We start from the raw sequence: 25,749 nt of genomic DNA on the forward strand, positions 1-25,749 counted from the left end.
ACATGAAGAGGCTGCAGGATAAGGTCGCAATCATCACCGGTGCCGGATCGGGTTTCGGTTCAGGCATGGCGCACCGATTTGCAGCCGAAGGCGCGAAAGTCGTGCTGGCTGACGTCAATGTGAAGCGCGTGGAAGACGAGCTGGCGCATATCGGCAAGAATGCCTTGTCCGTGCAGGCGGATGTGTCGCGCAAGGACGATGTGGAGCGCGTGGCGCGTGCGGCCTTCGAGGCCTTCGGGCGCATCGACATCATGGTCAACAATGCCGGTTTCACGCATCGCAACATGCCATTGACCGAGGTGGATGAGCACAATTTCGATCTCATCCATGCCGTCAACATGAAGGCGCTCTATTATTCGACGCAGATCGTCGTGCCGATCATGGAGCATCAGGGCGGCGGCGTCATCATCAACACTGCTTCGGCGACCGCGCTGCGCCCGCGCAAGGGGCTGGTCTGGTATAGCGCGTCCAAGGGCTGGATCATCAGCGCCACCAAGGCGATGGCGCTGGAACTGGCCAACAAGAATATTCGCGTCAATTGCATCTGCCCGGCGGAAAGCGACAGTGAAGCGCTGAAGCTGTTTCTGGAAGACGATACGCTGCAAGCGCGTGAAGCCTTGAAAGCAACCATCCCGCTCGATCGCTTTTCGACGCCGGAAGATGTTGCCGAAGCTGCCCTTTGGCTCGCATCCGACTCCGCCGCGATGGTCACGGGGACAGCGCTGAGTGTCGACGGCGGCTATTCTATCTGAGATTGCTGCTCTGGCCGCCTGTAAATGGCGTTGTTTTGCGCTTCCGGTGCTCATGTACCTTTAAGTACACTCCGCTCTGGTTCTCAAACTCCACCATTGTCGGCTGACCATAACCACAATCCATCTCATGCACCTGCTTCCGCGAGAAAATCATCATAGATGGCTTCCAGCCGCTTATGGCGTTCGGCGGCCATGCGCCCTCCGGTTTCCGTTCTGAAACCGGAGGCAAGCTTGAACAGCTTGGTGCGGAAATGGTCGAGCGCATAGGTTTTATCGTCAAGCGCCCGGTCTTCCGCTCTCGGGTTGCGCCAGTCATAAAGGGCGCTTCCCATACGGCCAGCAATATAAAAGCAGCGTGCAGCGCCGATCACGCCAATGGCGTCGAGCCTGTCGGCATCCTGCAAGGTCTGCGCCTCGATGGTCACGGGCTCGATATTGGCTGAAAAACTGTGCGCTTCAACCGCATGGGCGACGCGGTCAATGCGCTCATCGTCCCACCCGAGGCTGCGCAGCAGTGCGGAAGCCTTGTCGGCTGCAAGGCGCGAGGCCTTGTGCCGGTCGGGGGAATTTTTCTCCACACTCACACAATCGTGCAGAATTGCCGCTGCGCAAAGAATTTCGGCGTCGCCGCCTTCCACGCTTTGAATGGCCGAGGCATTTTTCCAGACGCGGGCGAGGTGGGACAGGTCGTGCGATCCGTCCTCACCATGTTCCAGCGCATGCGGCAGAAGTTCAGCTGCAAGCGCTTCGAAGGGCGCGAAGATATGGTCTGTCATTCAATGTCCCAGAATCATGGAATCGATGGAGTGACAGCCAGTATCCCTTGGTTGCGTCAGTTCTGTGAAGCGCGGCGCAGCACGATCCAGTTATAAAACGCGCCAAACGCCATCATCAGGCAGGTGCCGAGAAAGACGGCGCGCATCCCGAAATGGCCGCCGACAAAGCCGCCTGCCACCGGGCCTGCGACCTGTCCAACATATTGCGCCGAGACCGAATAGCCGAGTATGCCGCCAGCAACCCGGTCCGGCACATTGTGCCGGATGACGCTGGTGATGCAGGGCAGGAGGCCGCCCAGCGCCAGGCCCATCAGAAAGCGCAAGCCGATCAGTTGCCAGGCTTGTGTGACGAATGCCTGCGGGATCAGCAACAATGCGGAAATCGCCAGCGCACCGATGATGACATATCTGTGCCCGATGCGGTCGGCCAGTCGTCCGAGGCGCGATGAGGACAGGATGCTGCCCAAGGCTGCCGCCGCCATCACGACGCCGGAAATCAGCGTAACCTTGGTCTGGTCGTCCATCAGTTGTATGACATAGACAGTGATGATCGGTTCGATCGACATATTGGCGAACAGCAGCAGCATGCCCGTCACCAGCATGGCCAGAACAGGCTTTCTGTCGGGGATCGCAGCCCAGATGGATTCCGCCTTCTGTTCCTTGGTCGGTTTCGGCGGCTTGCGCTCTTCGCGGATCAGGAAAGTTGTGGCGAGGAAAGTCAGGAAGATCACACCGCCCGCCAGCCAAAAAGTGGCGCGAATGCCGATCAACGGCGGCAAAGCGCCGCCGAGCAGCGGTCCGGCCAGATTGCCCGCCATGATGCCCGCCGAAAGCGCGCCCAGCGCCCAGCCGGTCTTGTCTTTCGGGGTCTGCGTCGCGACGAGGATCATTGAGCCGGAGGAATAACCGCCCGCAATGCCGACGAACAGGCGTAGCGCGACCAGCTGCCAGACGCTTGTCACCATGCCGATCAGCGACATGGCGATGGCCATGCCGAGACTGGCCCGGATCAGCATCAGTTTGCGGCCATAGCGGTCGCCAAGCTTGCCCCAGAGCGGCGCGACGAAGGCGGCGGCGAGAAAGGTTGCGCCATAGGCGATGCCGGACCATTGCACGATGGCCGCATGGTCGGACACGCCAAGCTGCTCCACATAAAGCGGCAGGAACGGAAGCAGAAGCGACATGGCCACAAGCGTGGTGAACGAGCCGATGAGGCAAATGAGGAGGTTCTGTTTCCAGTAGCGCTCGTGGTTTTCCTCAGCCTGTTTCGGGCCAGCCAAAGGGCCAGTGGTGCCGTCTAAAGCGGCGGCGTCCCTGGCGGCAGCTTGGGTCGTACTCATGTCATGTCCTGCGAATGAATGCGGATGCGGGAATGGGATTGTATTGTATTCCATTTTGGGATACCAAAACGGAATACATGCATGCGCCTGTTGCTTCGTCTTGTCAACTCCCGTCAGGAACAAGCATTCACGGTGTGGTGAACGAGAGCATTTCCAGCAACAGTGCGTAGCGGTTTTGCGTGGGATAATGCGTGAAACAACTAGATAGAGCGGTTCCACGATTCCGTTTTAACCGGAACCGCTCCAGGAGGCCGGTCGGCAATGTCACAGATGAGGCAAGTGGAAGAGCAACTCCGCGACATGATCCTGGGGCTTGAGCTTGGGCCGGGCGAACGCCTGACCGAGCGCTGGGTGGAGACGCAGTTCGCCGCCTCGCGCACGCCGATCCGCGCCGCGCTGCTGCGGTTGGAAGCCGAAGGGCTGGTCTGTCGGGAAGGGCGCGGCTGGACGGTTTCGCCAATCAATCTTGCTGAAATCGATCAGATCGGCGTCTATCGCGAGGCGCTGGAAGTGGCGGCCATTCGTTTGACTGCGGCGCTTGATGACCGCAGCGGCGTCGAGCCGATTGGCGCGATGCTGGACAGTTGCGACGCCGAAACCTCGCGGGAGGAATGGCATCGGGTCGGCATGGATTTCCACATCGAACTGGCGCGACTGTCGGGTAATGAGTTTTTGAGCCGTGGCGTGCGTGATGCGATGCAGCGCCTGTCACGAGCGCGCTGGCTGGAAGTGCGCGACGAAGCGGCCCTTGCCCGCGCATGGCGTGAGCATCACGCGATCCTTGATGCGGTGCGCGAAGGCGACGCCGACGAGGCGGCGAAGCTGTTGAGCGCGCATCTGGGCGGCAGCCGCGACCGTCTCGTCAGCAGTTTGCACGAGGATCGTCGCGGCCTGAAGGCGCGGGGATTTGCCGTTATCAGCGCTTGAGTTAGCGCCAATCCGGCAGTCTGTGTCCGCCGCGCGGGAGGCGGGAGGTGCGCCCTTCCATGAGGCCAAGGTCGCGCAGCAGATAGTCGGGCGAGTGTTCGCTGACGACATAGGGCGCTGGCTTGCGCTGAAACAGGCGGGTGAAAAGACGATACCAGCCTGTGGTGGCTTTGCCGGCAGGGCCAGACGCAGCGCAAGCGCCTGCATGGGCTGGTGCATTGATCTCGATATTTTGCATGGTTCCGGCTTTGCTTTTGTGAACTGTGGGAGACAGTTCAGTTAAATTCTGCCTATAGATATGGCCGGAAAAGCTGTTGTTTTCCAATTGAACGTCGATTACCCTGCATAAGGAGGGCTTATGTATCATGGTGTCGTCGCTACCCCCTTTATCCGACATTCGCGTCTTTGAATCCGCGTCCCGTCATGCAAGCTTTACCAAGGCTGCGGAAGAGCTTGGCATGACGCAGGCCGCCGTCAGCTATCAGATCAAGATGCTGGAGGAGCGGGTCGGCGCGCCCTTGTTTCTGCGCATGCCGCGACAAGTGAAACTGACCGAGCTTGGTGAGCGACTGGCGCCGTCCATTACAGAGGCTTTTGAAACGATGCGCACGGCTTTCGCCACGTTGCGGGAGGATGCGGAAGGCGTGCTCACGATCAGCTCGGTCGCCACTTTCGCCGCCAACTGGCTGGTTCAGCGCCTTGGTTCGTTCCAGATGGAGCACCCGCTTCTGGCGGTGCGGCTCGATACCAATGACCAGCTGATCGATTTCACCCAGAGCGAGGTCGATCTCGCCATCCGCACCGGCACCGGCCACTGGCCGGGGCTGGTCAGTCATGAGCTGATCAAGGCGCAGTTCACGCCCATGCTGAGCCCGAAACTTGCGGCAAGCATTGGCGGGGTGCGCGAGCCAGCCGACCTGTTGCGCCTGCCCGCCATCGATGCCAGCGATCCTTGGTGGCGGCTGTGGTTCGAAGCCGCTGGTGTTCCTGATCCGCAACTGCGGGGCAACACGCAGAACCGACTGGGCGCGCAGCATCTGGAAGGGCGGGCGGCCACGGCGGGCCTCGGTATGGGTATCCTCACCCCTGCCTTTCACACGGCGGAAGTTGCGGCGGGTCTGTTGATCCAGCCTTTCGACCTCCTCTGCGATGATGGCCGTTCCTATTGGTTGGTCTATCCCGAATCCCGCCGTAACGTGCCGAAAATCCGGGCTTTTCGGGCATGGATTATGGGAGAACTTGGAAAATAACGCCTATCGGCAAAAGTTTTTTGCCCGCATGTCACATTCAGCGATGCTCGCTCGTCATGTCTTTCGAACCATCAAATCAAACCCGAAAGGAACGAGACCATGACTGCCACGCTGAACCCGTTCAATGCTGCTCCTGCCCTGATGAAATCCTGGATGACCACCTCGCAAGCCGTCGCTGCCAGTCTGGAAGGGAGCCTGATCGAATTGGTCAAAATCCGCTCGTCGCAGAACAATGCCTGTGCAAACTGCATCAACATGCACACGATTGAAGCCCGCGCGCTGGGCGAAACCGAACAGCGCATTTATTTGCTCTCGGCCTGGCAGGAAGCGCCATGCTATTCTGAGCGGGAACGGGCGGCTCTTGGCTGGGTGGATGCGCTGACGCGTCTCTCGCAGGGGCATGATCTTGTCGAAGCGCGCAAGGCCCTGCAGGCGCAGTTTACGGAGGAGGAACAGGTGAATCTCACGCTGATGATCAATATTATCAACGGCTGGAACCGCATGGCCGTTGGCTTCGGCCTCTGGTTTGAACCAGCAGCGGCAAAGGCTCCGGCCCAAAAGACTGCCGAGGCGGTCGCCTGATGACAGAGGGGCTGGCGCATGACGATGCAGCGGAGATTTTCGATCCGCTGCGTTCGAAACTGATCCGTGTCGCCTATCGCATGCTCGGCTCCGTCGCCGATGCGGAAGATATGGTGCAGGAGGCGTTCATCCGCTGGATGAACGCCGACCGCAGCGCGGTGCGCGAGCCGGAAGCCTTCCTGCGGCGCACGGTGACGCGGCTTTGTCTCGACCGGCTTAAATCCGGCCAGCGGCAGCGCGAAACTTATTTCGGCCCGTGGATTCCAGATCCGGTGGTCGAGGAGGAAGAGGAAGACGACGATGTGACCCTGCCGTTGATGCTGGCGCTGGAGCGTCTTTCACCGCTGGAACGCGCGGCCTTTCTGCTGCACGATGTCTTCGGTCTCGACTTCGACGAAATAGCGAAAACAATTCAGCGCGATGCGGCGGCCTGCCGACAACTCGCGACCCGCGCGCGCAAGCATGTTCGCGAAGAACGACCGCGTTTTCAGGTCGATAGAGAGCGCGGGATTGAGCTGGCGCAGGCTTTCTTCACGGCATCGCGTAGCGGCGACATGAATGCGCTGGGCACCATGTTGGCCGCCGACGTGCATATGCATGCGGATGGCGGCGGAAAACGCCCGGCCTTCCCGAAGCCGATTTTCGGCTTTACCGATGTTATGGAAATTCACGAGAAGCTTGCCGGCTATTTCAGGGCCAATGGTTCAACGCTGGTGCGCACCACCTTCATCAATGGTCTGCCGGGCTTCATCTCGCTGGAATCGGATGGTCAGATCCAGACCACGGCGCTCGATATCGAAGACGGAAAGATTGCGGCGATCTATGTCGTCCGCAATCCCGACAAGTTGCAGCACCTGCACTGACCTGTGCTGCCGCTATCCGATCAGGTAGCGGCAGAGACCGGCAGCACCGATGCCGATGATCACGGTCGGCAGCATGGAAAAGCGCGTGGCGGCGAAAATGGTGATCGCCAGAGCCAGAAGATCGGCGGGCTTGTCGGAGACGAAATCCGGTGCGATCACCGATATCAGCACACAACCGGGCGCGGCTTCCATAACGGCGGTCGCGCGTTTGCTGAGTGTGCGATTGCGCAGCAGTACATATCCGCCGATGCGGGTCAGATAAGTGACGCTGGCCATCAAAACGATGGTGAGAACGGCTAACGGATCGATCATTCTTCACCTGCCAGAAGATAGGCGGCAACGAGGCCGGAGAGTGCACCGGCGGCGACATACCAAGCGCCGGGAATGGTGAGATAGGTAACGGCGGCGACGACAAGGCTGACCAGCCATGGGCGCGCTGCGGCAAAGCCCTTCCACATGCCTGCCAGCAGCACCAGAAACACCGCCGGAAACGCCATGTCGAAACCATAGGGCCGCAAGTCGCCCATCATCGGGCCAAAGGCGGCGCCGAGCGTGGTGAAAAGCACCCATGCAATGTAGAACGGGATGGCGACACCGGCATAGAATTTGAGGCTCAGCGCCGGATTGACGCCCTTCGCCTGACGGCGCTTCGCATCGGCGAGGCCGAGCGCCCAGCTTTCATCGCACATCAGAAACAGGCTGGCGAAAGCCTTGCGCTTTGGCAGATGGCGGATGAAAGGCGCAAGGGCGGCACCCATCAAAAGATGGCGGCTGTTGACCAGAAGCGTGATCGCGGCAATGAGCAAAACATGCGGCGGCGAGGTCCAGAGCTGGATCGCGGCAAATTCAGAGCCGCCCGCGAAATTCAGGCCCGTCATCAACGGCACTTCGAGGACGCTTAGGCCCTTTTGTGCAGCCTGCGCGCCCAGCACCAGAGCATAGGGAATAATGCCTAGCAAAACCGGTAGTCCGGCGGTGGCACCCCGACGGAATTCCGACGCCGGTTTACTTTGCTGTGGCACATAGGCCTGTGAAATATCCATAAAACCGCCGTTGGCTGGCCTCGCGGCTGCCCCTTGTCTATTACCCCAGCATCTTTGCTTGAGAGCGAACGGCAATATAGCCAATGTCTTGAGCAATCGGGTTGCAAAGATTGGCCGATTGCAGCAATATTTGGCAGTGAATGCCAACAATATCGGCATAAATGGAATTCGTGGCCAATGAAGCGCGGGGCGATATAGAAGCTATCCGATAAAGTGGCGGCAAAGACCGGCAGTGCCGATGCCGATCAGCACGGTCGGCAGCATGGAAAAGCGCGTTGCGGCGAGAACGGTAATCGCCAGCGCCAGAAGATCGGCGGGCCTGTCGGAGACGAAATCCGGTGCGATGACTGAAATCAGTACACAGCCGGGCGCGGCTTCCATCACCGCCATCGTCCGTTTGCTGAGTGTGCGATTACGCAGCAGTACATAGCCGCCGATGCGGGTCAGATAGGTGACGCTGGCCATCGCGATGATGGTGAGCAGGACTAAGGGGTCAATCATTCTGCACCTGCCAGAAGATAGGCGGCAACGAGGCCGGAAACTGCGCCAGCGGCGACATACCATGCACCTGGAATGGTGAGGTAGGTGACTGCGGCGACGGCGAGGCTGACGAACCACGGACGCGCTGCGTTAAAGCCTTTCCACATGCCTGCGAGCAGCACCAGAAAGACCGCCGGAAACGCCATGTCGAAGCCATAGGGGCGGAGATCCCCCACCATCGGTCCGAGGACAGCGCCCAACGTGGCGGCGGACAGCCATGCCACGTAGAATGGGATGGCAACGCCCATATAAAATTTCAGGCTCAGCGCCGGGTTGACGTCCTTAGACTGGCGGTGCTTCGCATCTGCCAGACCAAGCGCCCAGCTTTCATCGCACATCAGGAACAGGCTGATGAAGGCCGTGCGCTTCGGCAAATGGCTGATGAAGGGCGCAAGGGCAGCACCCATCAGCAGATGACGGCTGTTGACCAGAAAGGTAATCGCCGCGATGAGCAGGACATGCGGTGGCGACGTCCAGAGCCGGATTGCCGAAAACTCCGAACCGCCCGCGAAGTTCATGCCGGCCATCACCATGACGGACAACAGGCTGAGGCCTTTGTGTACCGCCTGCGCGCCCATAACCATGGCATAGGGAAAAGCACCCAGCAGAACCGGAAGCACGGCAATGGCTCCGCGGCGGAATTCTGAACTTCTAATTTGATGGCTGCTAAATGTGCTTTCTTGAGATGCATAGAACGGTGGAGTATCCATAAAAATCCCGTTGGCTGGCCTCGCGGCTGCCCCTTATCCGGGTGGTTTCCAGTCCAGACACAGCTGCTGGAACCACTTGATCTCTTTCTTGCTTTGCGCGGCAAACTGGCCGCTTCATAACCTTTGCCGGAAATTCGCGCATGCGGTGCGCTGATCTGGAAGTACTCGATAATTTAATCAATATCTTGAGCGATTACCTTGTAGGAGCTAGTATATGGCATCAATATTTGGCAGAAAATGCCAATAGTTTGGGTGTAAATGAAATCGGTGGCCAATGAAGCTGGACGAGATCGACAAGCGGATATTGCGTGTGCTGCAACGCGACGGGCGCATCGCCAATAATGATCTGGCGCGCGAGGTCGGACTGTCGCCGTCGCCGTGTCTGCGGCGGGTGAAGCTTCTGGAAGAGGCGGGCGTGATCGACCGCTATGTTGCGGTGCTTAATCCGGCCAAGATCGGCAAGGGGCTGACCTTCTTCACTCGCATCCGGCTGGACAGGCAGGATGAGGAAACGCTTCAGGAGTTTGCGCGCGAAATATTGAAGCTGCCGCAAGTGCTGGAATGTTATTTCATGCTGGGCGATTACGATGCGATGATCCGCGTGGTCGCGGCGGATATCGAGGAATATCGGCGTTTCCAGTCGGAATATCTAAGCCGCATCAAAGGCGTGCAGAACCTGAAGACCGACGTTCCGAGCCAGACGGTCAAGCAGACTTCGGCGATGCCGCTTTAGGCGTTCCGGGAAGCGCGAGCAGGCTCACAAGCGCTATGGCCGAAAGGATCGCTCCGGCGAGGAAGGTCGAGGACGAGCCATAGGCTTCCCATAGCCAGCCAGCGCCGACATTGCCCGCCAGCATGACAAAGCCGGTGATCACATTGAAGATGCCGAAGGCGGTGCCTTTGAGATGCGGGGGCGCGGTATCGGCGATAAGCGTCGTCAGAATGCCTTGTGAAAAGCCCATATGCAGGCCCCACAGGACAATACCCGCCAGAAACGGATAGATCGTCGTTGAATGGGCGATCACCAGATCGGCGGCAACGAGAAAGCCGAGGCTTGCGGCGAGCAGGCCCTTGCGGCCCATCCGGTCCGACAGGCTGCCGACGGGATAGGCGGTCAGCCCATAGACGGCATGCATGACGACCATGGTGATTGGCACCCAAGCGGCGGTAAAACCGGCTTCCTGCGCCTTGAGCAGCAGAAATGCTTCGCTGAACCGGGCAAGCGTCAGGACCGACGCGACGGCGATGACGATCCAGACGGCGGTGTTCAGTTTTCCCGTATCGGCAAAGCGGGGCAAGCCTTTGGAGCGGGCAGGGGGTGTTTCCGGCTCGCGAATACCGACGATCAGAAGCGCAACCGCAAGGAAGGCCGGGATGACGGCAATCCAGAAAATCGCGACAATATTGCCTCCTGTCGCCAGCATCAGACCGATAGCGACAAGCGGACCGACAAAGCCGCCAACAGTATCGAGTGACTTGCGCAGGCCAAAGGCCGCGCCGCGAATTTCCGGCGGGGTTACGTCGGCAATCAGGGCGTCGCGTGGCGTGCCGCGTATGCCCTTGCCAACGCGGTCGATGGCTTTGGCGGTGACGATGCCGCCAGCCGTGGTGGCAAGCGGAAAGATCAGCTTGGAGAGGGCGGCGAGACCATAGCCTGCCACCGCGAGCGGCTTTCTGCGGCCAGTCCAGTCGGATATCACGCCGGAAAAGAGCTTGGTCACCGTGGCGATGGCAACCGACAGGCCTTCGATAAAGCCGATCATCATCGCGGATGCGCCCAATCCCGCCACCAGATAAAGCGGTAGCAGCGTCTGCACCATTTCCGACGAAATATCCATCAACAGGCTGACAACGCCCAGAACCCACACGGTTGAGGGGATTGCGTGCGTCTTGTCGGTGGAAGCTGAACCTGTCGCCATGCAGAAAATCCGAATCTGTCGAAGGATTATGTGTCTGATAGCACGGGTTGATGAAATATGAGCGCTGTGCTCACATTATTTGAGATAGGCGCGAACCACGTCCACAAGTTCGCCAGCGCCTTCGTCGCGCTCTTTCTGCGGCAGATCGCCATCGGCGACATGCATGAGAATATGATCCTCGATCACCTCGGCCATCAGCCCGTTCACCGCGCCGCGCACACCGGCGATCACCTGCATGACTTCAGAGCAGCCCTTTTCCTCTTCAAGCATCCGCTCCACACCTTCAAGCTGCCCGCGAATGCGGCGCACGCGGTTGATAAGCTTCTGCTTTTCGCGGATGGTATGGGTCATGGCGGCTCCTGAATATTCAGTAGGTCAGGCGGGGCGGGCTTCCACCTCCACCGTCACATGCGACAAATCGTGGATCGCTGCAAGCTTCTTGCGGTAATAGGACGGCGCCTTTGGCGTGGCCGTGACAATCGACACGATGGCGCCGTGATGGCCCGGCCCAAGCTGCCAGACATGCAGATCGGCGATTTCGCCGCCTTCCTTCTCGATGATCTCACTGATCTCTTCGGGCAGGTCCTCGCCTTCGGGGATGTAATCGAGGAGCGTCGCGCCCGCATCGCGAATGAGGCCCCAGGACCAGCGCGCAATCACCAAGGCACCGACAATGCCAATGGCCGGATCGAGCCAGAGCCAGCCGTAAAGACTGCCGAGAAGAAGGGCGGCAATCGCCAGCACCGAAGTCAGCGCGTCGGCCAGCACATGAATATAGGCGGCGCGCAAGTTCTGGTCGTGACCGCTTTCGTGGTGATGGGCGTGGTCATGTCCGTGGTGGTGATGCGCGTGATCGTCTTTCAACAGCCAGGCGCAGACGAGATTGACCGCGAGGCCGAGGCAGGCAATCAGAATGGCTTCATGGAAGTTGATGGCGACCGGGGCGCTGAAACGCTGGAAACTTTCCCAGCCGATCAGCAAAGCAATCAGTGCTAGAACGATGGCGCTGGCAAAGCCCGCCAGATCGCCGAGCTTGCCAGTGCCGAAGGTAAAGCGCGGATTGTTGGCGTGCCTGCGGGCATAGAGATAGGCGAGTGCTGCGATGAGCATCGCTGCTGCATGGGTGGACATGTGCCAGCCATCGGCAACCAGCGCCATGGAACCATAAAGGTTCCCGGCAACGATCTCGATCACCATCATTGCGGCGGTAATGGCGATGACGATCCACGTGCGCCGCTCGTTGCGCCGGTGGTTGTCACCCAGAAACACATGGTCGTGCCGCGCTTCCAGCTGACGTTCATACGGATGATGCGTGCCCATATCGCGGCCTCCTATAAAATAGGGGGGTATACTATTTTTGACGTTTCGACAAGAAGTGGAATCGGATGTTTCAGATGATGGGAATTAATCTCGATCAGTTCGCACTGCTTTGAGACGGACGGGAAAATGCCAAAAACCTGCACCTTTGGAGGTAGGTTTTACGCCTGTTTATGGAGGGTTTCGTCCGTTTTGCCGGAATATTCAGCGGGGCATGATCGGCTAAGATCAGAAACGTAGTCTTGGGGCAAAGCGTTCGAAACGACGAATTTCCACGTAATGGCGAGCGGCGTTTCGGGTTTTCAATCTGCGCATCGTGCTTTGCAAAACTCCGCACTGGTTTTCTGGCCGATGTTCAACTGCATTTCCGGCAAAAGCGCGCGGCGCTTGATGCTGGCGATGCGTCGAAACAGACAGACGGAGCGGAGGGATTTATGTCGACAGAACAACAAAACAGGCATTCACCACGCAATCGTGCGCGACGCCATTTTTTAGGAGTGGCGGGCGCTGCTGCCGCAAAGGCCGCTGCGCTTGGCGCTTTGGCGTCGTCTCTCACAACGCCAGCCCGCGCCTTGGGGACGAAATGGTGGGAGGATGGCGGCGGTGACGGCGGCGGTGGCACCAACTGCCTTTTGAAAGGCACGCTGGTTGAAACAATGAGCGGACCCGTTGCCGTTGAAAAACTGGCCGTTGGCGATCTTGTCGTGACCGCCAATTGCAAGGTGGTGCCGGTGAAATGGGTCGGCTGGCAGCGCTATAGGAAGGGCGGTGCGGAATGGGGCGAGGACGTGATGCCGATCCGCATTGCACGTCACGCGCTCGACCGCATGACGCCGCGACGCGATCTTTATCTGTCGCCCAACCATGCGCTTTTCATCGACGGCGTTTTGATCCGCGCCAAGGATCTCGTCAACGGGCGTTCCATCACGCGTGTGCCGATGGAGCAAGCAATCGACTACTACAATATTCTGCTCGACAGCCATGAAGCTATATTCGCCGAAGGGGCTGCGGTGGAGACCTATCTGCTGCTGGGCGACAGCTATAAGAGCTTCATGAACTTTGCGGAATATCAGGAGCTTTATACCGACGAGCCGAACATCGTGATGCAGCCCTTCGCGCCGATCATGGGCTATGAGGGCGGACGCGAACATATGCGCGCCTTGTTGTGCCTGAGCGGTGTTCTGCCGATGCGCGATGTGGTGGAGGAAACCTATCAGCGTCTGGCTTTGAGGGCCGGGGAGCAAATAGTGTAAGGGGAGCGGTCTGCAAAAATGCAGGTCGAAGAAAGGCGAGGCGCCAAATGGCGCCTCGCCTTCATTTCATATCCGATCCATCAGCGCATACCATGACAGCGCAAGGAAGAGCAGCGGCGCGCGGAATGTGCGCCCGCCGGGGAAGGCGGGAATGCGCAGTTCTTCGAACAGTCTCAGTTTGTCGCGCTTGCCGGAAATGGCGTCGGCATAAAGCTTGCCCATGAAATTCGCCAGCATCACCCCATGGCCGGAATAACCGCCTGCCGAAATGACGCCGGGCATCACTTCGCGGACAAAAGGCTGGCGCGGCATGGTTATGCCGACCGAGCCGCCCCAGGCATGGGTGATCTCGACATTGCCAAGTGCGGGATAGATTTCAGCGATCTGGCGGCGGATATGCGTGCTGATCTCACGCGGATTATCCGCCGTATAGGCTTCGCGACCACCGAACAACAGTCGCCCATCTTTCGAGCGGCGGAAATAGCGGACCACAAAGCGGGAATCGTCGACGGACTCGCCGCCCGGTATCACTGGGCTGTCGTCACCCAGCGGCACCGTCGCGCCGATGAAGGAGCGGATCGGCATGACATGCGATGCGCTGGTCGGTTCCAGCGTCCCGCCATAGGCATTGACCGCGATGAAGGCATGTTTCGCAACAATTGTGCCCTTTGTGGTCGCGACTTCCACACGCCCGCTGGACGTGCTTATCCCCGTTGCCCTGGTGTTTTCATAAAGCTGCGCACCCGCCGCTTTCGCCGCCTTGGCCGTGCCGATGAGCAACTTCAGCGGATGGATGTGGCCGGTGCCCGCATCATAAACGCCCCCGTGATAGCGGCTCGACCCTAACAGTGAGGCGGTTTCATCGCGGGTGATAAAACGCAAATGCGGATAGCTGAAGCGGCTCTGCATCAGTTCCGCATGGCGTTCATATTGCTTGAGATAGCGCGGCTTGTGCACGACGGAGATCTGTCCGGGGACATAGTCCATGTCGATCTGATGTTCGCTCGCAAAGGCGAGCAGATAGGCTTTCGCTTCTTCGGCCACATCGAACAGGGCCTTGGCGCGCTCGAAGCCATATTCGGCTTCAAGGTCTTCTGCCCATGTGCGCTGACCGGTGCCGAACTGGCCGCCATTGCGCCCCGACGCGCCATCGCCGAAGCGTTCGGCCTCGATCAGAACCACATCTGCGCCCTGTTTCGCCAGATGATAAGCAGCCGAAAGCCCTGTATAGCCGCCGCCGATGATAACAACATCGGCCTGCCGCGAACCGTCAAGTTCCGGATATTCTGGCCGCTCGGACACGCTCGCTTCGTACCACGAAAGGCCGGGGGAGATTGGGGACTGGTGGGGCATCGGCGATTCCGCGCTTTAAGGGAGTAGGGGAATAGGGGAGTAAGGGAATAAGGGAATAAGGGAGTGTGTTAGCCGTCCGATAGCTTGCGAATGAGAAGCCTAAGTAATTTTCCAATACTCTCACTCTTCGCCATGATCGGATCGATAGTGTCTTGTTTGATGAATCCCAATCTCTCAGCAATCAGTATATGGGTTTCCACTTCTTTCAACGAACCTTGCGCGATACGCAAAAAGTTCTGGTAGGCGCCACGTGTATCCCGCCCGTAACCTTCCGCTATATTCGCCGGAATTGATACTGCTGCGCGACGCACCTGACTTGTCAGCCCATAGACCTCTTCTTTTGGCCACATCTCCGTCGATTTATAGATTGCTGTTACCAGCTCCATTGCCTGCTGCCACGCAAGAATATCGCGATAAGAATTGATTGCCATATCTATGCCCCCGCATATTTTCTACTCCCCTACTCCCCTACTCCCCTACTCCCCTACTCCCCTAACCTACACATTAAGCAACAGGAACTCGCGTTCCCACGGGCTGATGACTTCCATGAAGGTTTCGAACTCGGCGCGCTTGATGGCGGCATAGGTCGTGACGAAGGAGCTGCCGATCAGATTGCGCAGTTCGTCGTCCTTTTCGAACAGTTCCACGGCGTCGATCAGGCCGCGCGGCAGTTCCACTTCCTTGGTGTTGACGCTGGTGGTGGCGGGCTGTTCCGCCTCGATCCTGTTGACGAGACCGATCAGGCCGCAGGCAAGCGAAGCTGCCAGCGCAAGATAGGGATTGGCGTCGGAGGAGGGGATGCGGTTTTCCACGCGGCGCGCATTGGGGTCGGAGCGCGGCACGCGGAAGGCCGTGGTGCGGTTGTCATAGCCCCATTTAACGTTGACCGGCGCGGAAGCGTCCGGCGTCAGGCGGCGATAGGAATTCACATAGGGCGCGAACATCACCAGAGCATTCGGCACATGGCGCTGCATGCCGCCGATGAAGTGGCGGAAAGCTTCGCTTTCGCTACCGTCTTCGTTGGTGAAAATGTTGCGGCCTGTTTTCTTGTCGACGATCGACTGGTGGATATGCATCGCCGAGCCCGGCTGGCCCTGAATGGGCTTGGCCATGAAGGTGGCATACATGTCGTGCTTGAGCGCCGCCTCGCGGATCGTGCGCTTGAACATGAAAACCTGATCGGCCAGTTCAACCGGGTCGCCGTGGCGCAGGTTGATTTCCAGCTGACCGGCGCCTTCCTCGTGGATCAGCGTGTCGATCTCCAGACCCTGACCTTCGGAGAAATGATAGATATCGTCGATCAGTTCGTCGAACTCGTTGACGCCCGCAATCGAATAGCCTTGTCCGCCGCCAATGGCGCGGCCCGAGCGGCCGACCGGTGGGGTGAGCGGATAATCCGGGTCCGGGTTCTTGCGCACCAGATAGAATTCGATTTCCGGCGCAACAACCGGCTTCAACCCGCGCTTGTTGTATGCGGCGACGACATTACGCAGCACGTTACGCGGGGTGAATTCGACCAAGCGTCCGTCCTGATAGACCAGATCGCAGATTACCTGCGCCGTCGGGTCGGATTCCCACGGAACCGCCGATAGCGTGGAAAGGTCGGGCAGAAGCCTAAGATCACCATCGTCTTCGGGATAGTGGAAGCCGTAGCCGTCTTCCGGGTAATCGCCGGAAATCGTCGTCATGAAGACGGCGGACGGCAGGGCCAACGATGTGTTGGACGTGAACTTCTTGGACGGCATCATCTTGCCGCGCGCAACCCCCGCCTGATCGGGGGTGATGCATTCGATGTCTTCGATATCCCGCCAGGCCAGCCATTCGGTTGCCTGCTTCCAGTTCTTCACCCCACGCAGGGATTTGACATAGGCAGGCGTACGGCGACGCGGCGCACGCGTAACCTTCTTTTCCGTCGTATCAGCAGACATCCATCACCAGAAAATGATTTCGATATGTGCATGATAGCTGCGTCGGCTGTGGTTGACAAATGGGGCCAGCAGGCTTTTTTGGGAGCCGGAAAACGGGTCTGGCTGGCAGGGTTGTGGTGGTCTTAAAGGCCGAACCGCGCCTTCAATTTCCAGAAATGCGCTTTGATCTCGTCCGCGAGGAGGTCGTCCAGTTCCCGAATGTGACTGAGGGCATGCAAGCCGATCTGCCTGATCTGCGACATGGTCAAACCGCTTGCTTTCAGCGCGGCGAGCCCCTTCAGCAATGCGCCGATTCTCTCGCCCGCAAGATTGCCGGCAGCATTGGCGATCCAGCTGAACAAGCCGCCTTCCGCGTTTTTGGCCATGACGTCATTGGCGTTGGCCAGTTCTTCCGCGCCTGGAATTTTGTCGAACAGGCGCGCCGCAAGGTCTGGCCTCTCATGCTGTACGACGGAGAACATGATCCCTGCAACGCGTTCGGCGACCACAGGGTCGATGCCGGTCTTCAATGCGACGCTATCGATGATGGACTGTACGGACATTTTATCCTGCGTGATCCGGGCGGTGTTGAACGCCCAGAATGATCAGGATCGTTGCGGCTTTCTACGGTCAGAAAAGACAGGATCGTACAGGTGTTTCCGGCAAAAGGTTTGTATGTCTGCGGGAAGTGTTCGAGGAGGACATGCGCTACCCGCAGACAATCGACCTCTTTATAGTCCCGATTTGCGGGGCGAGCATAACTCTCGGCTATCAACGCATATGGGAAGCTTGAGATCTGCGGAATTTGGGTTCGATACTTGCTGCGCTTTTAACGCGTCAGCATTCGCATCTTTAACAAACGAATATTTTTGCCCGAATGCCAGTGCTATAAGCGCCGTCGCCAGAAATATGAGAAGTGAATTCATAGGAATATCCTTATGGTTATTGGGTGGCACTCGCGTTTATGAATACCAGCATTCGAGATGGAGAAATCCCTTCTCGTAGAAGCAAAACAAATCGTTGATAAGGCCGCGCACCGCTTGATCCGGGCGCAAATCAGCACTCATTGCACTGGCGGCGGAATAGTTTGCTTCGGCAATTAAAGCGCTTGAAACAATTGAAAGAATGAAGATATACTTACGCATATTTTTCTCCTTTTCGCTATATTGCGCTTTTATTGAAAGCACATAATTTATTTTACTTCGATATCCAATATAGAATTAAATTTATATTCACAATTATTCAAATTTCGATAAATGCTGTATTTATTGAAATAGCGGTCTGTCGACTGCCTGTTTTTCTTTTCCGGTGCAAAAAATCCCCGGCTGGAGGGGGCAGCCGGGGTGGAGTTCAGGCAAGGAAGGCATGGGGCAGAGAGACGGTCAAAGCCTCTTGAAAGCGTTGGCCGGGGTAGGATTGCTGCCGCCGCCACCGGCATGAAGAATAGTTATGGTGGCGACGGCGATTGTCAGGATCGTCATCATTTTTCGTGAGTGACGATGAGGGGGATCAAGAGATCGCCCCAGTTACCGTCGCCATTCCCGTGTTGCCGAAGGCACACAAAATAAAAGAACATGGTGGCGACGGCGATTGTCAGGATCGGCATCATTTTTCGTGAGTGACGATGACGGGGATCAAGAGATCGCCCCAGTTACCATCGCCACCATGATGCCGGGCGGAGCGGACCAGTTCCACTGAGACGCCTGCCTCGACCGCCTTCATGACGGTGTAGTTGAGGCGATGCAGATCGTTGGCGAGCATGCGGATAACGGTCTGCTGATCCGTGGTCATGCTTGACGATTGTTCTTCTGCTCTTTCCTTGACGCGTGCTGGCGAATTCATGGAACTGTTCCTCCTGTTTTATGGCCGGTGTTACTCAGCAGCCGGTCTGAACTGTGCTGTTTCAGTTGATTCCTTCATGGCGGTGGTCGAAGACTGGCCGCCGGTGATTGCAAGCGACACGGCATCGAAATAGCCGGTGCCGACTTCGCGCTGATGCTTGGTCGCGGTGTAGCCGTTGGCTTCGGCTGCGAATTCCGCCTGTTGCAGTTCGGAATAGGCTGCCATCTGCCGGTCCTTGTAGCCGCGTGCCAGTTCGAACATGCCGAAGTTGAGCTGGTGGAAACCGGCCAGCGTGATGAACTGGAACTTGTAGCCCATCGCGCCCAGCTCGCGCTGGAACTTGGCAATCGTGGCGTCGTCGAGGTTCTTCTTCCAGTTGAACGACGGCGAGCAGTTATAGGCGAGCTTCTTGCCCGGATGCGCCTTGTGCACGGCTTCCGCGAAGCGGCGAGCCTGTTCGAGATCCGGCTTGGATGTTTCCATCCAGATCAGATCGCAATAAGGCGCATAGGCAATCGCACGGGCGATACATGGCTCGATGCCGTTCTTCACCTGATAAAAGCCTTCCGCGGTGCGGCCCGCATCATAATCGACAAAAGGCTGATCGCGCTCGTCGATGTCCGAGGTCAGAAGCTTGGCAGCTTCCGCATCCGTGCGGGCGATGACCAGCGTGGCCGTGCCCATCACATCTGCCGCAAGGCGCGCCGCATTGAGGTTACGGATATGCGCTGCCGTCGGGATCAAAACCTTGCCGCCAAGATGGCCGCACTTCTTTTCCGAAGCGAGCTGGTCTTCATAATGCACGCCTGCTGCACCGGCCTCGATGAAAGCTTTCATGATTTCAAAAGCGTTCAGTGGTCCGCCAAAGCCTGCTTCGGCATCGGCGACGATCGGGGCAAACCAGGTGTCGACCGAAAGTCCCTTGCCTTCGGCGGTTTCGATCTGGTCGGCGCGCTGCAAGGTCTTGTTGATGCGCTTGGCCAGTTCCGGGGCCGCATTGGCCGGGTAGAGAGACTGGTCCGGATACATGGCCGAGGCGGTGTTGGCATCCGCCGCAACCTGCCAGCCGGAGAGGTAGATCGCCTTCAGTCCGGCGCGAACCATCTGCATGGCCTGGTTGCCGGAAAGCGCACCCAGCGCGTTGACGAAATCTTCCTCATGGATCAGCTTCCAGAGGCGGTTTGCGCCCATTTCAGCCAGCGAATACTTGATCTCCACCGAACCGCGCAGCCGTTTTACATCTTCGGCCGTATGCGCACGTTCGATACCGTCGAAACGACCCTTGGGCGCCGAAGGAATAAGGCTGTAAAAATCTGTCATTTCGGTGTCTCCTCACACTTATCACTGGTTTTTCAAGAGCGGTTGGTCGCTGCTCTTTCTGTGACTGAATTTACATTCGCAATCGGTGGGGCGCCAGAAAAAGCAGCAAATACGCCTGATAATTGAAGTTAAGCTGTCGGAACTTTGACGGACTGGCTCTGTAAATTTGTAAAGATTGTCAAAAGTAGAATTTACGGCTATTTTGTCATGAATTGTAAAAGTCGCCGTTGCGGGTTTGGGAGGACGGAGTTGAGCGAACGCAAGATTTTTGCCGGACCGCGCATCAGGCGTATTCGCAACGAGCGGTCCCTGACGCAGACGGCTATGGCCGAAGCGCTCGGCATTTCACCGTCCTATCTCAACCTGATCGAGCGCAACCAGCGGCCCTTGACGGTGCAGCTGTTGTTGAAGCTCGCCAGTGTTTACAAGCTCGATCTCGATAGTTTGCAGGCAGAAAGCGGTGCGACGATCACCGGACTGAAGGAAGTGTTTTCCGACCCGCTTTTGACCGGCGAATTGCCGGGCGATCAGGAACTGGTGGAGATTGGCGAGGCGGCCCCCAACGCAGCTGTGGGTATAATGAAGCTTTATCGCGCCTATCGCGAACAGCAGCAGCGCCTGTCCGATCTCTCGCAATTGCTGTCGCATGAGGGGAGCGCTGCGCAGCTTTCCGCCACGCGCCTGCCGCTGGATGAAGTGCGCGATGTGATGGCGCGACGGCCCAATCATTATCCGCGTATCGAGGAAGAGGCGGAAAGTTTTTTCGCGTTGTTGAAGCCGGATGGCGATCTGTCGGCAGCTTTGAAGGATTGGCTGCGGCGTGAGCATGGCATCACGGTGCGCACTTTGCCTGTCGCGACCATGCCCAATTGGCGCAGGCGCTATGACCGCCATTCGCAACGCCTGTTCATTTCGGAGCGTCTGTCGCCTTTCGATCAGTTGCAGGAAATCGCCATGGAGGCGGCGCTGATCCGTATGCAGGTGGTGATCGGCGCAGAGACCGAAGGGCTGAAACTGTCTTCCGGTGAAGCAAAGCGCATCGCCCGGTTCGAGCTGGCGCGCTATGCCGCGCAGGCGCTGATGATGCCCTATCGCCAGTTTCGCGATGCTAGCGTGCGGATGCGCTATGATGTCGATGCGCTGCGCTCGCGATTTGGCGTTTCGTTCCAGCAGGCTGCGAACCGGCTGACGACCTTGCAGCGGCAGGGGGCGAGCGCGCTGTCCTTCTTCGTGATGGAAATCGACCATGCCGGCAATCGGCTGCGCGTTGCAGGCGCCGAGGGGTTTCCGGCGCGGTTTGGCGGCCAGTGCCCCAAACTGCCGGTCTATGCGGCTTTTGCGCAGGCGGGGCAGGTGCTGGTCGAACCGGCGGAACTGCCGGACGGGACTGCATTCCTGACCATTGCCCGTACGCTCGAAGGGCCGCAAGGCGCATTCAATGAGCGCCCGCGCCGCACCGCGATCCTGCTTGGCTGCGCGCTCGATGCGGGTGAGGAAACCGTTTACGGCGGAGCTATCGCCAAGGCTGGCAATACAGGGATCGGCCCCGCCTGCCGTTTGTGCGAGCGGCAAGGCTGCGTGACCCGTGCCGAGCCGCCGCTGACGCGTCCGCTGGGGCTGGACGAGATGGTGGCGGGGCTTTCGGCATTCGACTTTCAGTGACCATAAAAACACGAGTGCATTTTTTATGTTCGTGATGGCCGGAGGCGGTTGACGAAACCGGTGCAATCTAAAAAAGTGCAATCAAGGAATAGTATATCCAACCTGTACCTGCACCGGAAATGACCGTGTAGAATGGAGCAAAAAATGGGGATCAAATCCTTCCTTCTGGCCACAACCGTCGTGACGAGCGTTGTCGCCGCCGCCACATTCTCCGCCAGCGCGCAGGAGCGGGTGGTCAATATCTATAACTGGTCGGATTATATCGACGATTCCATCCTGAAGGATTTCACCAAGGAAACCGGAATCAAGGTCGTCTACGACGTCTATGATTCCAACGAAATCCTCGAAACCAAGCTTCTGGCTGGTGGCAGCGGTTACGATCTCGTTGTCCCGTCGGGCGAATTCCTGGGTCGTCAGATTCCAGCTGGCGTGTTCCTGAAGCTCGACAAGGACAAGCTGCCGAACCTCAAGAACATGTGGGATGAAATCTCCACCCGCGCTGCCACCTACGATCCGGGCAACGAATACTCGGTCAATTATATGTGGGGCACCACTGGCATTGGCTACAACAAGGCCAAGATCAAGGAAGCTCTCGGCACGGATACCATCGACTCGTGGGATGTGCTGTTTGACCCCGAAAAGTCGGCAAAGCTTAAAGGCTGCGGTATTTATCTGCTGGATTCCGCCAGCGAAATGCTGCGTCCGGCCCTGAATTATCTCGGTCTCGATCCGAATTCGCCGTCGCCGGACGATCTGCAGAAGGCGCAGGACCTTTATCTGAAGATCCGTCCGAATATCCGCAAGTTCCATTCGTCGGAATATATCAATGCGCTGGCCAATGGCGATATCTGCATGGCGATTGGCTATTCAGGCGATATTTTCCAGGCGCGTGACCGCGCCGAGAAGGCCAATCAGGGCGTCGAGATCGGTTACTCGATCCCGAAGGAAGGCGCTTTGATGTGGTTCGACCAGATGGCGATCCCGGCTGACGCCAAGCACGTGCCGGAAGCGCTGGAATTCATGAATTACATCATGCGTCCGGAAGTGGCGGCCAAGGCTTCGAACTATGTGTTCTACGCCAACGGCAACAAGGCGTCGCAGGAATTCATCGACAAGGAAATCCTTGAAGATCCGGCGATTTATCCGACGGACGACGTCATGAAGAAGCTGTTCGTGCCGACGCCTTACGACACCAAGACCCAGCGCGTCGTTACCCGTGCCTGGACCAAGATCGTCACAGGCCAGTAATAATCGAACGCTAGAGCATTTCCAGCAAAAGTGCGTAGCGGTTTTGCGTAGGATAATGCGTAAAAATAAATAGATAGAGCGGTTGCCCGATTCCGTTTTAACCGGAACCGCTCTAAGTCGGGGTGTGATCCCGGAATGCCCTTGGGCATGACATTGTGAAGAGCGGCTCACTGTTGGACAGAGAGCCGCTCTACGTCTTGTAAAACCTGACGAAACATCGGGCACGGCTAGATCGATAGGGGAACGGAATGGAATCTTTTGGCAGCTTTCGCCGCAAATTTGCACCCTGGAACGATCCGGCGGCCAAGCCCTATATTTCCTTCGAGAATGTGACAAAAATCTTCGGCGATTTCACTGCCGTCGATGATCTGTCGCTGAATGTTTTCAATCGCGAATTCTTTGCGCTGTTGGGCGCTTCTGGCTGCGGCAAGACCACGCTGATGCGCATGCTGGCAGGCTTTGAGGAGCCGACATCGGGTCGCATCACGCTGGACGGTCAGGACATGCGCGGCATTCCGCCCTATAAGCGCCCGGTCAACATGATGTTCCAGTCCTATGCGCTGTTTCCGCATATGACGGTGGAGAACAATATCGCCTTCGGCCTCAAGCAGGACGGCATGGCGAAATCTGAAATCGATGCGCGCGTCGCCGAAATGCTCAAGCTCGTGAAGCTGGAGCAATATGGCAAGCGCAAGCCGCATCAACTGTCGGGTGGTCAGCGCCAGCGCGTCGCGCTCGCCCGCTCCGTCGCCAAGCGTCCCAAGGTGCTGCTGCTCGACGAGCCGCTTGGCGCGCTCGACAAGAAGCTGCGCGAGGAAACCCAGTTCGAACTGATGGATTTGCAGGTCAAGCTCGGCATGACCTTCATGGTCGTCACCCACGATCAGGAAGAAGCCATGACCATGTCCGACCGTATCGCGGTCATGGACAAGGGCCGCATCAAGCAGGTGGCGACGCCAGCGGAAGTCTATGAAGCGCCGCGTTCCAAATTCGTGGCCGACTTCATCGGCAATGTGAATATCATCGAAGGTGAAGTCGTGAAGGCCGCTAATGGCGAGGCGGAAATCGCCACCGAAAAATTCGGCTTCCATATCCAGACCGAAACCCGCGAGGAGCTCAACCCCGGCCAGAAGGTCTGGTATGCGGTGCGTCCGGAAAAGACCCGCATCTCGCGCAGCAAGCCGGAAGAGGCTGCGGTCAACGCCGTCGAGGGCGAGCTTTGGGATATCGCCTATTTCGGCGACATGACGGTTTTCCACGTCCGCCTCGACAATGGCCGCACCATTAAGGCCGCGAGCCTCAACGCGGTCCGCAAGACGGAAAATCCGCTGACCTATGACGAGCGCGTCTGGGTCTCTTTCGATACCGATGCCGGTCTGGTGCTGACCGCCTGAGGAGGGCAAGACCATGCAGAAGCTGATCGCTTCCATTGCCAGCCGCCTCGTCATCACGGTGCCCTATTTCTGGCTGCTGGTTTTCTTTCTCGTCCCGTTCTTCATCGTCTTCAAGATTTCCCTGTCGGAAGTCGCGATGGCGATCCCGGCCTATATGCCGACTTTCGATCTGACGCAGGGCTTTGCGGCGAACTGGGAGAAGATCAAGCAACTCTCCTTCGATAACTATTTCTGGCTGCTCGACGATCCGCTTTACTACAAGGCCTATCTGTCGAGCGTCCGCATCGCAGCCATTTCCACGTTCCTGACCTTGCTCGTCGCCTATCCGATGGCTTATGGCATCGCGCGTGCGCCAACGACGATAAGGCCGACGCTGCTGATGCTGGTGATCCTGCCGTTCTGGACGTCGTTCCTGATCCGCGTTTATGCCTGGATCGGGATTCTGAAGCCGGAAGGTTTGCTGAACCAGTTCCTGATGTGGCTCAACGTGATCGATACGCCGCTCAACATTTTGAACACAGATACGGCGGTCTTTATCGGCATCGTCTATTCCTATCTGCCCTTCATGGTGCTGCCGATCTATTCGTCGCTCGAAAAGATGGATTATTCGCTGATCGAAGCGGCACAGGACCTGGGCTGCACGCCGTTTGCCGCCTTCTGGAAAATCACTTTCCCGCTGTCGCTGGCTGGCGTTCTGGCTGGCTGCTTCCTTGTCTTCATCCCGGCTGTCGGCGAGTTCGTGATCCCCGATCTTCTGGGCGGATCGCAGACCTTGATGATCGGCAAGACGATCTGGAGCGAGTTCTTCTCCAACCGCGACTGGCCGGTGTCGTCCGCTGTGGCGGTGGTGTTGTTGATCCTGCTGATCGTGCCGATTGTGATCTTCCAGCAGGTGCAGGCGCGCCAGCAGGAAAAGGGGAAATAAGCGATGAACAACAACTGGTCCCGTTTCAATATCGCATCGGTGGTTGTCGGCTTCGCCTTCCTCTATCTGCCGATCGTGCTGCTGGTCATCTATTCCTTCAACGAATCCCGGTTGGTGACCGTCTGGGCAGGCTTCTCGACCAAGTGGTATGGGGAACTGTTCCGCAATCAGGCGCTGATGGATGCGGCATGGGTGACGATCCGCGTCGCTTTCCTGTCGGCGACGATTGCAACCGTGCTGGGGACGCTCGCGGCGCTCGCGCTGACGCGCTATACCCGCTTTCGTGGTCGCATTCTGTTTTCCGGCATGGTCTATGCGCCGCTGGTCATGCCAGATGTCATCACTGGTCTGTCGCTTCTGCTGCTTTTCGTGGCGATGAATTTCGACCGCGGTTTCTGGACGGTCACGCTGGCGCATATCACATTTGCCATGTGTTTCGTCGCCGTCGTGGTGCAGTCGCGTCTGGTGAGCTTTGACCGTTCGCTGGAGGAAGCGGCGATGGATCTTGGTGCGCCGCCAGTTACAACCTTCATGAAGGTCACCCTGCCGGTGATCCTGCCTGCGGTGGTGTCCGGCTGGATGCTGGCTTTCACGCTGTCGCTCGACGATCTGGTGATCGCAAGCTTCACGTCAGGGCCGGGCGCAACCACCCTGCCGATGAAGATTTACAGCCAGGTGCGCCTTGGCGTGACCCCGGAAATCAACGCGATCTGCACCATCCTGATTGGGCTGGTGACCACAGGTGTCATCGTCGCATCCATCGTCAACAAGCGCCGCGAAGTGCAGCGCCGCCGCGATGAGCAGGCGGCATTCCGTATGTCTTAAA

General features: G+C 58.1%; 29 protein-coding genes. 12 read left to right on the top strand and 17 right to left on the bottom strand.

Going from position 1 to position 25,749, the window contains the following annotated elements; genetic code table 11:
* Positions 1 to 2: 2 nt before the first annotated feature.
* Positions 3 to 752: an SDR family oxidoreductase gene (locus WIX40_RS06770; RefSeq protein WP_339439415.1), complete on the top strand. Its 750-nt coding sequence runs from the start codon at positions 3 to 5 to the stop codon at positions 750 to 752.
* Between the two features lie 125 nt (positions 753 to 877).
* On the opposite strand, the gene WIX40_RS06775 is transcribed toward WIX40_RS06770, so the two are convergent.
* Positions 878 to 1,528 carry an HD domain-containing protein gene (locus WIX40_RS06775; protein ID WP_171317635.1) on the bottom strand — a complete coding sequence of 217 codons (651 nt, stop codon included), beginning with the start codon at positions 1,526 to 1,528 and terminating at the stop codon, positions 878 to 880.
* A 56-nt stretch (positions 1,529 to 1,584) separates the two neighbouring features.
* Positions 1,585 to 2,868, bottom strand: a complete 1,284-nt coding sequence (locus tag WIX40_RS06780; protein ID WP_339439417.1) for a multidrug efflux MFS transporter — start codon at positions 2,866 to 2,868, stop codon at positions 1,585 to 1,587.
* Positions 2,869 to 3,129: 261 nt separating this feature from the next.
* On the opposite strand from WIX40_RS06780, the gene WIX40_RS06785 reads away from it, so the two are divergent.
* A complete protein-coding gene (locus WIX40_RS06785; RefSeq protein WP_339439419.1) occupies positions 3,130 to 3,795 on the top strand; it encodes a GntR family transcriptional regulator in 666 nt (221 codons plus the stop codon).
* Between the two features lies 1 nt (position 3,796).
* On the opposite strand, the gene WIX40_RS06790 is transcribed toward WIX40_RS06785, so the two are convergent.
* Positions 3,797 to 4,033 (bottom strand): hypothetical protein, encoded by a 237-nt coding sequence (locus WIX40_RS06790; protein WP_109367026.1) that lies wholly within the window; start codon positions 4,031 to 4,033, stop codon positions 3,797 to 3,799.
* A gap of 127 nt (positions 4,034 to 4,160) precedes the next feature.
* On the opposite strand from WIX40_RS06790, the gene WIX40_RS06795 reads away from it, so the two are divergent.
* From WIX40_RS06795 to WIX40_RS06805, 3 genes are all read left to right on the top strand, one after another.
* Positions 4,161 to 5,045 (top strand): LysR substrate-binding domain-containing protein, encoded by an 885-nt coding sequence (locus WIX40_RS06795; protein ID WP_339439422.1) that lies wholly within the window; start codon positions 4,161 to 4,163, stop codon positions 5,043 to 5,045.
* 99 nt (positions 5,046 to 5,144) lie between these two features.
* Positions 5,145 to 5,627 carry a carboxymuconolactone decarboxylase family protein gene (locus WIX40_RS06800; RefSeq protein WP_339439424.1) on the top strand — a complete coding sequence of 161 codons (483 nt, stop codon included), beginning with the start codon at positions 5,145 to 5,147 and terminating at the stop codon, positions 5,625 to 5,627.
* Complete coding sequence (locus tag WIX40_RS06805; RefSeq protein ID WP_339439426.1) at positions 5,627 to 6,490, top strand: sigma-70 family RNA polymerase sigma factor; 864 nt, start codon at positions 5,627 to 5,629, stop codon at positions 6,488 to 6,490. The genes WIX40_RS06800 and WIX40_RS06805 overlap by 1 nt, the downstream gene beginning before the upstream one ends.
* 12 nt (positions 6,491 to 6,502) lie before the next feature.
* On the opposite strand, the gene WIX40_RS06810 is transcribed toward WIX40_RS06805, so the two are convergent.
* From WIX40_RS06810 to WIX40_RS06825, 4 genes are all read right to left on the bottom strand, one after another.
* On the bottom strand, positions 6,503 to 6,802 hold the full coding sequence (locus WIX40_RS06810) for a branched-chain amino acid transport AzlD family protein (protein ID WP_109367030.1): 300 nt from the start codon (positions 6,800 to 6,802) through the stop codon (positions 6,503 to 6,505).
* Positions 6,799 to 7,533: an AzlC family ABC transporter permease gene (locus WIX40_RS06815; RefSeq protein WP_109367031.1), complete on the bottom strand. Its 735-nt coding sequence runs from the start codon at positions 7,531 to 7,533 to the stop codon at positions 6,799 to 6,801. Before WIX40_RS06815 ends, WIX40_RS06810 begins: the two co-directional genes overlap by 4 nt.
* Positions 7,534 to 7,734: 201 nt before the next feature.
* Positions 7,735 to 8,034 carry a branched-chain amino acid transport AzlD family protein gene (locus tag WIX40_RS06820; protein WP_140023962.1) on the bottom strand — a complete coding sequence of 100 codons (300 nt, stop codon included), beginning with the start codon at positions 8,032 to 8,034 and terminating at the stop codon, positions 7,735 to 7,737.
* Positions 8,031 to 8,783 (bottom strand): AzlC family ABC transporter permease, encoded by a 753-nt coding sequence (locus tag WIX40_RS06825; protein WP_339439429.1) that lies wholly within the window; start codon positions 8,781 to 8,783, stop codon positions 8,031 to 8,033. The genes WIX40_RS06820 and WIX40_RS06825 overlap by 4 nt, the downstream gene beginning before the upstream one ends.
* A 274-nt stretch (positions 8,784 to 9,057) precedes the next feature.
* Between WIX40_RS06825 and WIX40_RS06830 the strand changes: the two genes are divergently transcribed.
* Entirely contained in the window at positions 9,058 to 9,516 is a 459-nt protein-coding gene (locus WIX40_RS06830) for an Lrp/AsnC family transcriptional regulator (RefSeq protein WP_109367034.1), read from the top strand.
* Here the strand turns inward: WIX40_RS06830 and WIX40_RS06835 are convergent.
* The 3 genes from WIX40_RS06835 to dmeF all read right to left on the bottom strand — a co-directional run bounded on the left by WIX40_RS06835 (position 9,488) and on the right by dmeF (position 12,022).
* The gene (locus WIX40_RS06835; protein WP_339439432.1) at positions 9,488 to 10,702 is read right to left on the bottom strand and encodes an MFS transporter; all 1,215 of its coding nucleotides are present in this window, start codon (positions 10,700 to 10,702) and stop codon (positions 9,488 to 9,490) included. The two genes, WIX40_RS06830 and WIX40_RS06835, sit on opposite strands and share 29 nt — an antisense overlap.
* 75 nt (positions 10,703 to 10,777) lie before the next feature.
* On the bottom strand, positions 10,778 to 11,053 hold the full coding sequence (locus WIX40_RS06840) for a metal/formaldehyde-sensitive transcriptional repressor (RefSeq protein WP_078339803.1): 276 nt from the start codon (positions 11,051 to 11,053) through the stop codon (positions 10,778 to 10,780).
* 24 nt (positions 11,054 to 11,077) lie between these two features.
* A complete protein-coding gene (gene dmeF, locus WIX40_RS06845; RefSeq protein WP_339439437.1) occupies positions 11,078 to 12,022 on the bottom strand; it encodes a CDF family Co(II)/Ni(II) efflux transporter DmeF in 945 nt (314 codons plus the stop codon).
* Positions 12,023 to 12,453: 431 nt separating this feature from the next.
* Here dmeF and WIX40_RS06850 point away from each other — a divergent pair, with 431 nt between their 5' ends.
* Complete coding sequence (locus WIX40_RS06850) at positions 12,454 to 13,272, top strand: Hint domain-containing protein (RefSeq protein ID WP_109367953.1); 819 nt, start codon at positions 12,454 to 12,456, stop codon at positions 13,270 to 13,272.
* 66 nt (positions 13,273 to 13,338) lie between these two features.
* Here the strand turns inward: WIX40_RS06850 and WIX40_RS06855 are convergent, their stop codons facing one another.
* From WIX40_RS06855 to aceA, 7 genes are all read right to left on the bottom strand, one after another.
* The gene (locus tag WIX40_RS06855) at positions 13,339 to 14,625 is read right to left on the bottom strand and encodes an NAD(P)/FAD-dependent oxidoreductase (RefSeq protein ID WP_339439439.1); all 1,287 of its coding nucleotides are present in this window, start codon (positions 14,623 to 14,625) and stop codon (positions 13,339 to 13,341) included.
* 68 nt (positions 14,626 to 14,693) lie between these two features.
* On the bottom strand, positions 14,694 to 15,056 hold the full coding sequence (locus tag WIX40_RS06860; RefSeq protein ID WP_109367039.1) for a four helix bundle protein: 363 nt from the start codon (positions 15,054 to 15,056) through the stop codon (positions 14,694 to 14,696).
* Between the two features lie 66 nt (positions 15,057 to 15,122).
* The gene (locus WIX40_RS06865; protein ID WP_339439442.1) at positions 15,123 to 16,553 is read right to left on the bottom strand and encodes a glutamine synthetase family protein; all 1,431 of its coding nucleotides are present in this window, start codon (positions 16,551 to 16,553) and stop codon (positions 15,123 to 15,125) included.
* A 122-nt stretch (positions 16,554 to 16,675) separates the two neighbouring features.
* Positions 16,676 to 17,095, bottom strand: coding sequence for a DUF2267 domain-containing protein (locus WIX40_RS06870; RefSeq protein ID WP_339439444.1), 420 nt, complete (start codon positions 17,093 to 17,095; stop codon positions 16,676 to 16,678).
* A 399-nt stretch (positions 17,096 to 17,494) separates the two neighbouring features.
* The gene (locus WIX40_RS06875) at positions 17,495 to 17,677 is read right to left on the bottom strand and encodes a hypothetical protein (RefSeq protein ID WP_339439446.1); all 183 of its coding nucleotides are present in this window, start codon (positions 17,675 to 17,677) and stop codon (positions 17,495 to 17,497) included.
* A gap of 460 nt (positions 17,678 to 18,137) precedes the next feature.
* Positions 18,138 to 18,374 carry an SMc00767 family acetate metabolism repressor gene (locus tag WIX40_RS06880; protein WP_006473055.1) on the bottom strand — a complete coding sequence of 79 codons (237 nt, stop codon included), beginning with the start codon at positions 18,372 to 18,374 and terminating at the stop codon, positions 18,138 to 18,140.
* A 30-nt stretch (positions 18,375 to 18,404) separates the two neighbouring features.
* Positions 18,405 to 19,694, bottom strand: a complete 1,290-nt coding sequence (gene aceA, locus WIX40_RS06885; protein ID WP_078339792.1) for an isocitrate lyase — start codon at positions 19,692 to 19,694, stop codon at positions 18,405 to 18,407.
* 249 nt (positions 19,695 to 19,943) lie between these two features.
* Here aceA and WIX40_RS06890 point away from each other — a divergent pair, with 249 nt between their 5' ends.
* The 5 genes from WIX40_RS06890 (at position 19,944) to WIX40_RS06910 (ending at position 25,748) form a co-directional block, all read left to right on the top strand.
* The gene (locus WIX40_RS06890) at positions 19,944 to 21,356 is read left to right on the top strand and encodes a helix-turn-helix domain-containing protein (RefSeq protein ID WP_339439456.1); all 1,413 of its coding nucleotides are present in this window, start codon (positions 19,944 to 19,946) and stop codon (positions 21,354 to 21,356) included.
* Positions 21,357 to 21,500: 144 nt separating this feature from the next.
* Entirely contained in the window at positions 21,501 to 22,604 is a 1,104-nt protein-coding gene (locus WIX40_RS06895; protein WP_339439458.1) for a polyamine ABC transporter substrate-binding protein, read from the top strand.
* Between the two features lie 248 nt (positions 22,605 to 22,852).
* Complete coding sequence (locus tag WIX40_RS06900) at positions 22,853 to 23,998, top strand: ABC transporter ATP-binding protein (RefSeq protein ID WP_121539089.1); 1,146 nt, start codon at positions 22,853 to 22,855, stop codon at positions 23,996 to 23,998.
* A gap of 13 nt (positions 23,999 to 24,011) precedes the next feature.
* Complete coding sequence (locus WIX40_RS06905) at positions 24,012 to 24,923, top strand: ABC transporter permease subunit (protein ID WP_140023953.1); 912 nt, start codon at positions 24,012 to 24,014, stop codon at positions 24,921 to 24,923.
* Between the two features lie 3 nt (positions 24,924 to 24,926).
* A complete protein-coding gene (locus WIX40_RS06910; protein WP_109367048.1) occupies positions 24,927 to 25,748 on the top strand; it encodes an ABC transporter permease in 822 nt (273 codons plus the stop codon).
* Position 25,749 lies beyond the last annotated feature (1 nt).

This window comes from Ochrobactrum teleogrylli (genome assembly GCF_037482325.1).
In the GTDB taxonomy this organism is placed as follows: Bacteria; Pseudomonadota; Alphaproteobacteria; order Rhizobiales; family Rhizobiaceae; genus Brucella; species Brucella teleogrylli.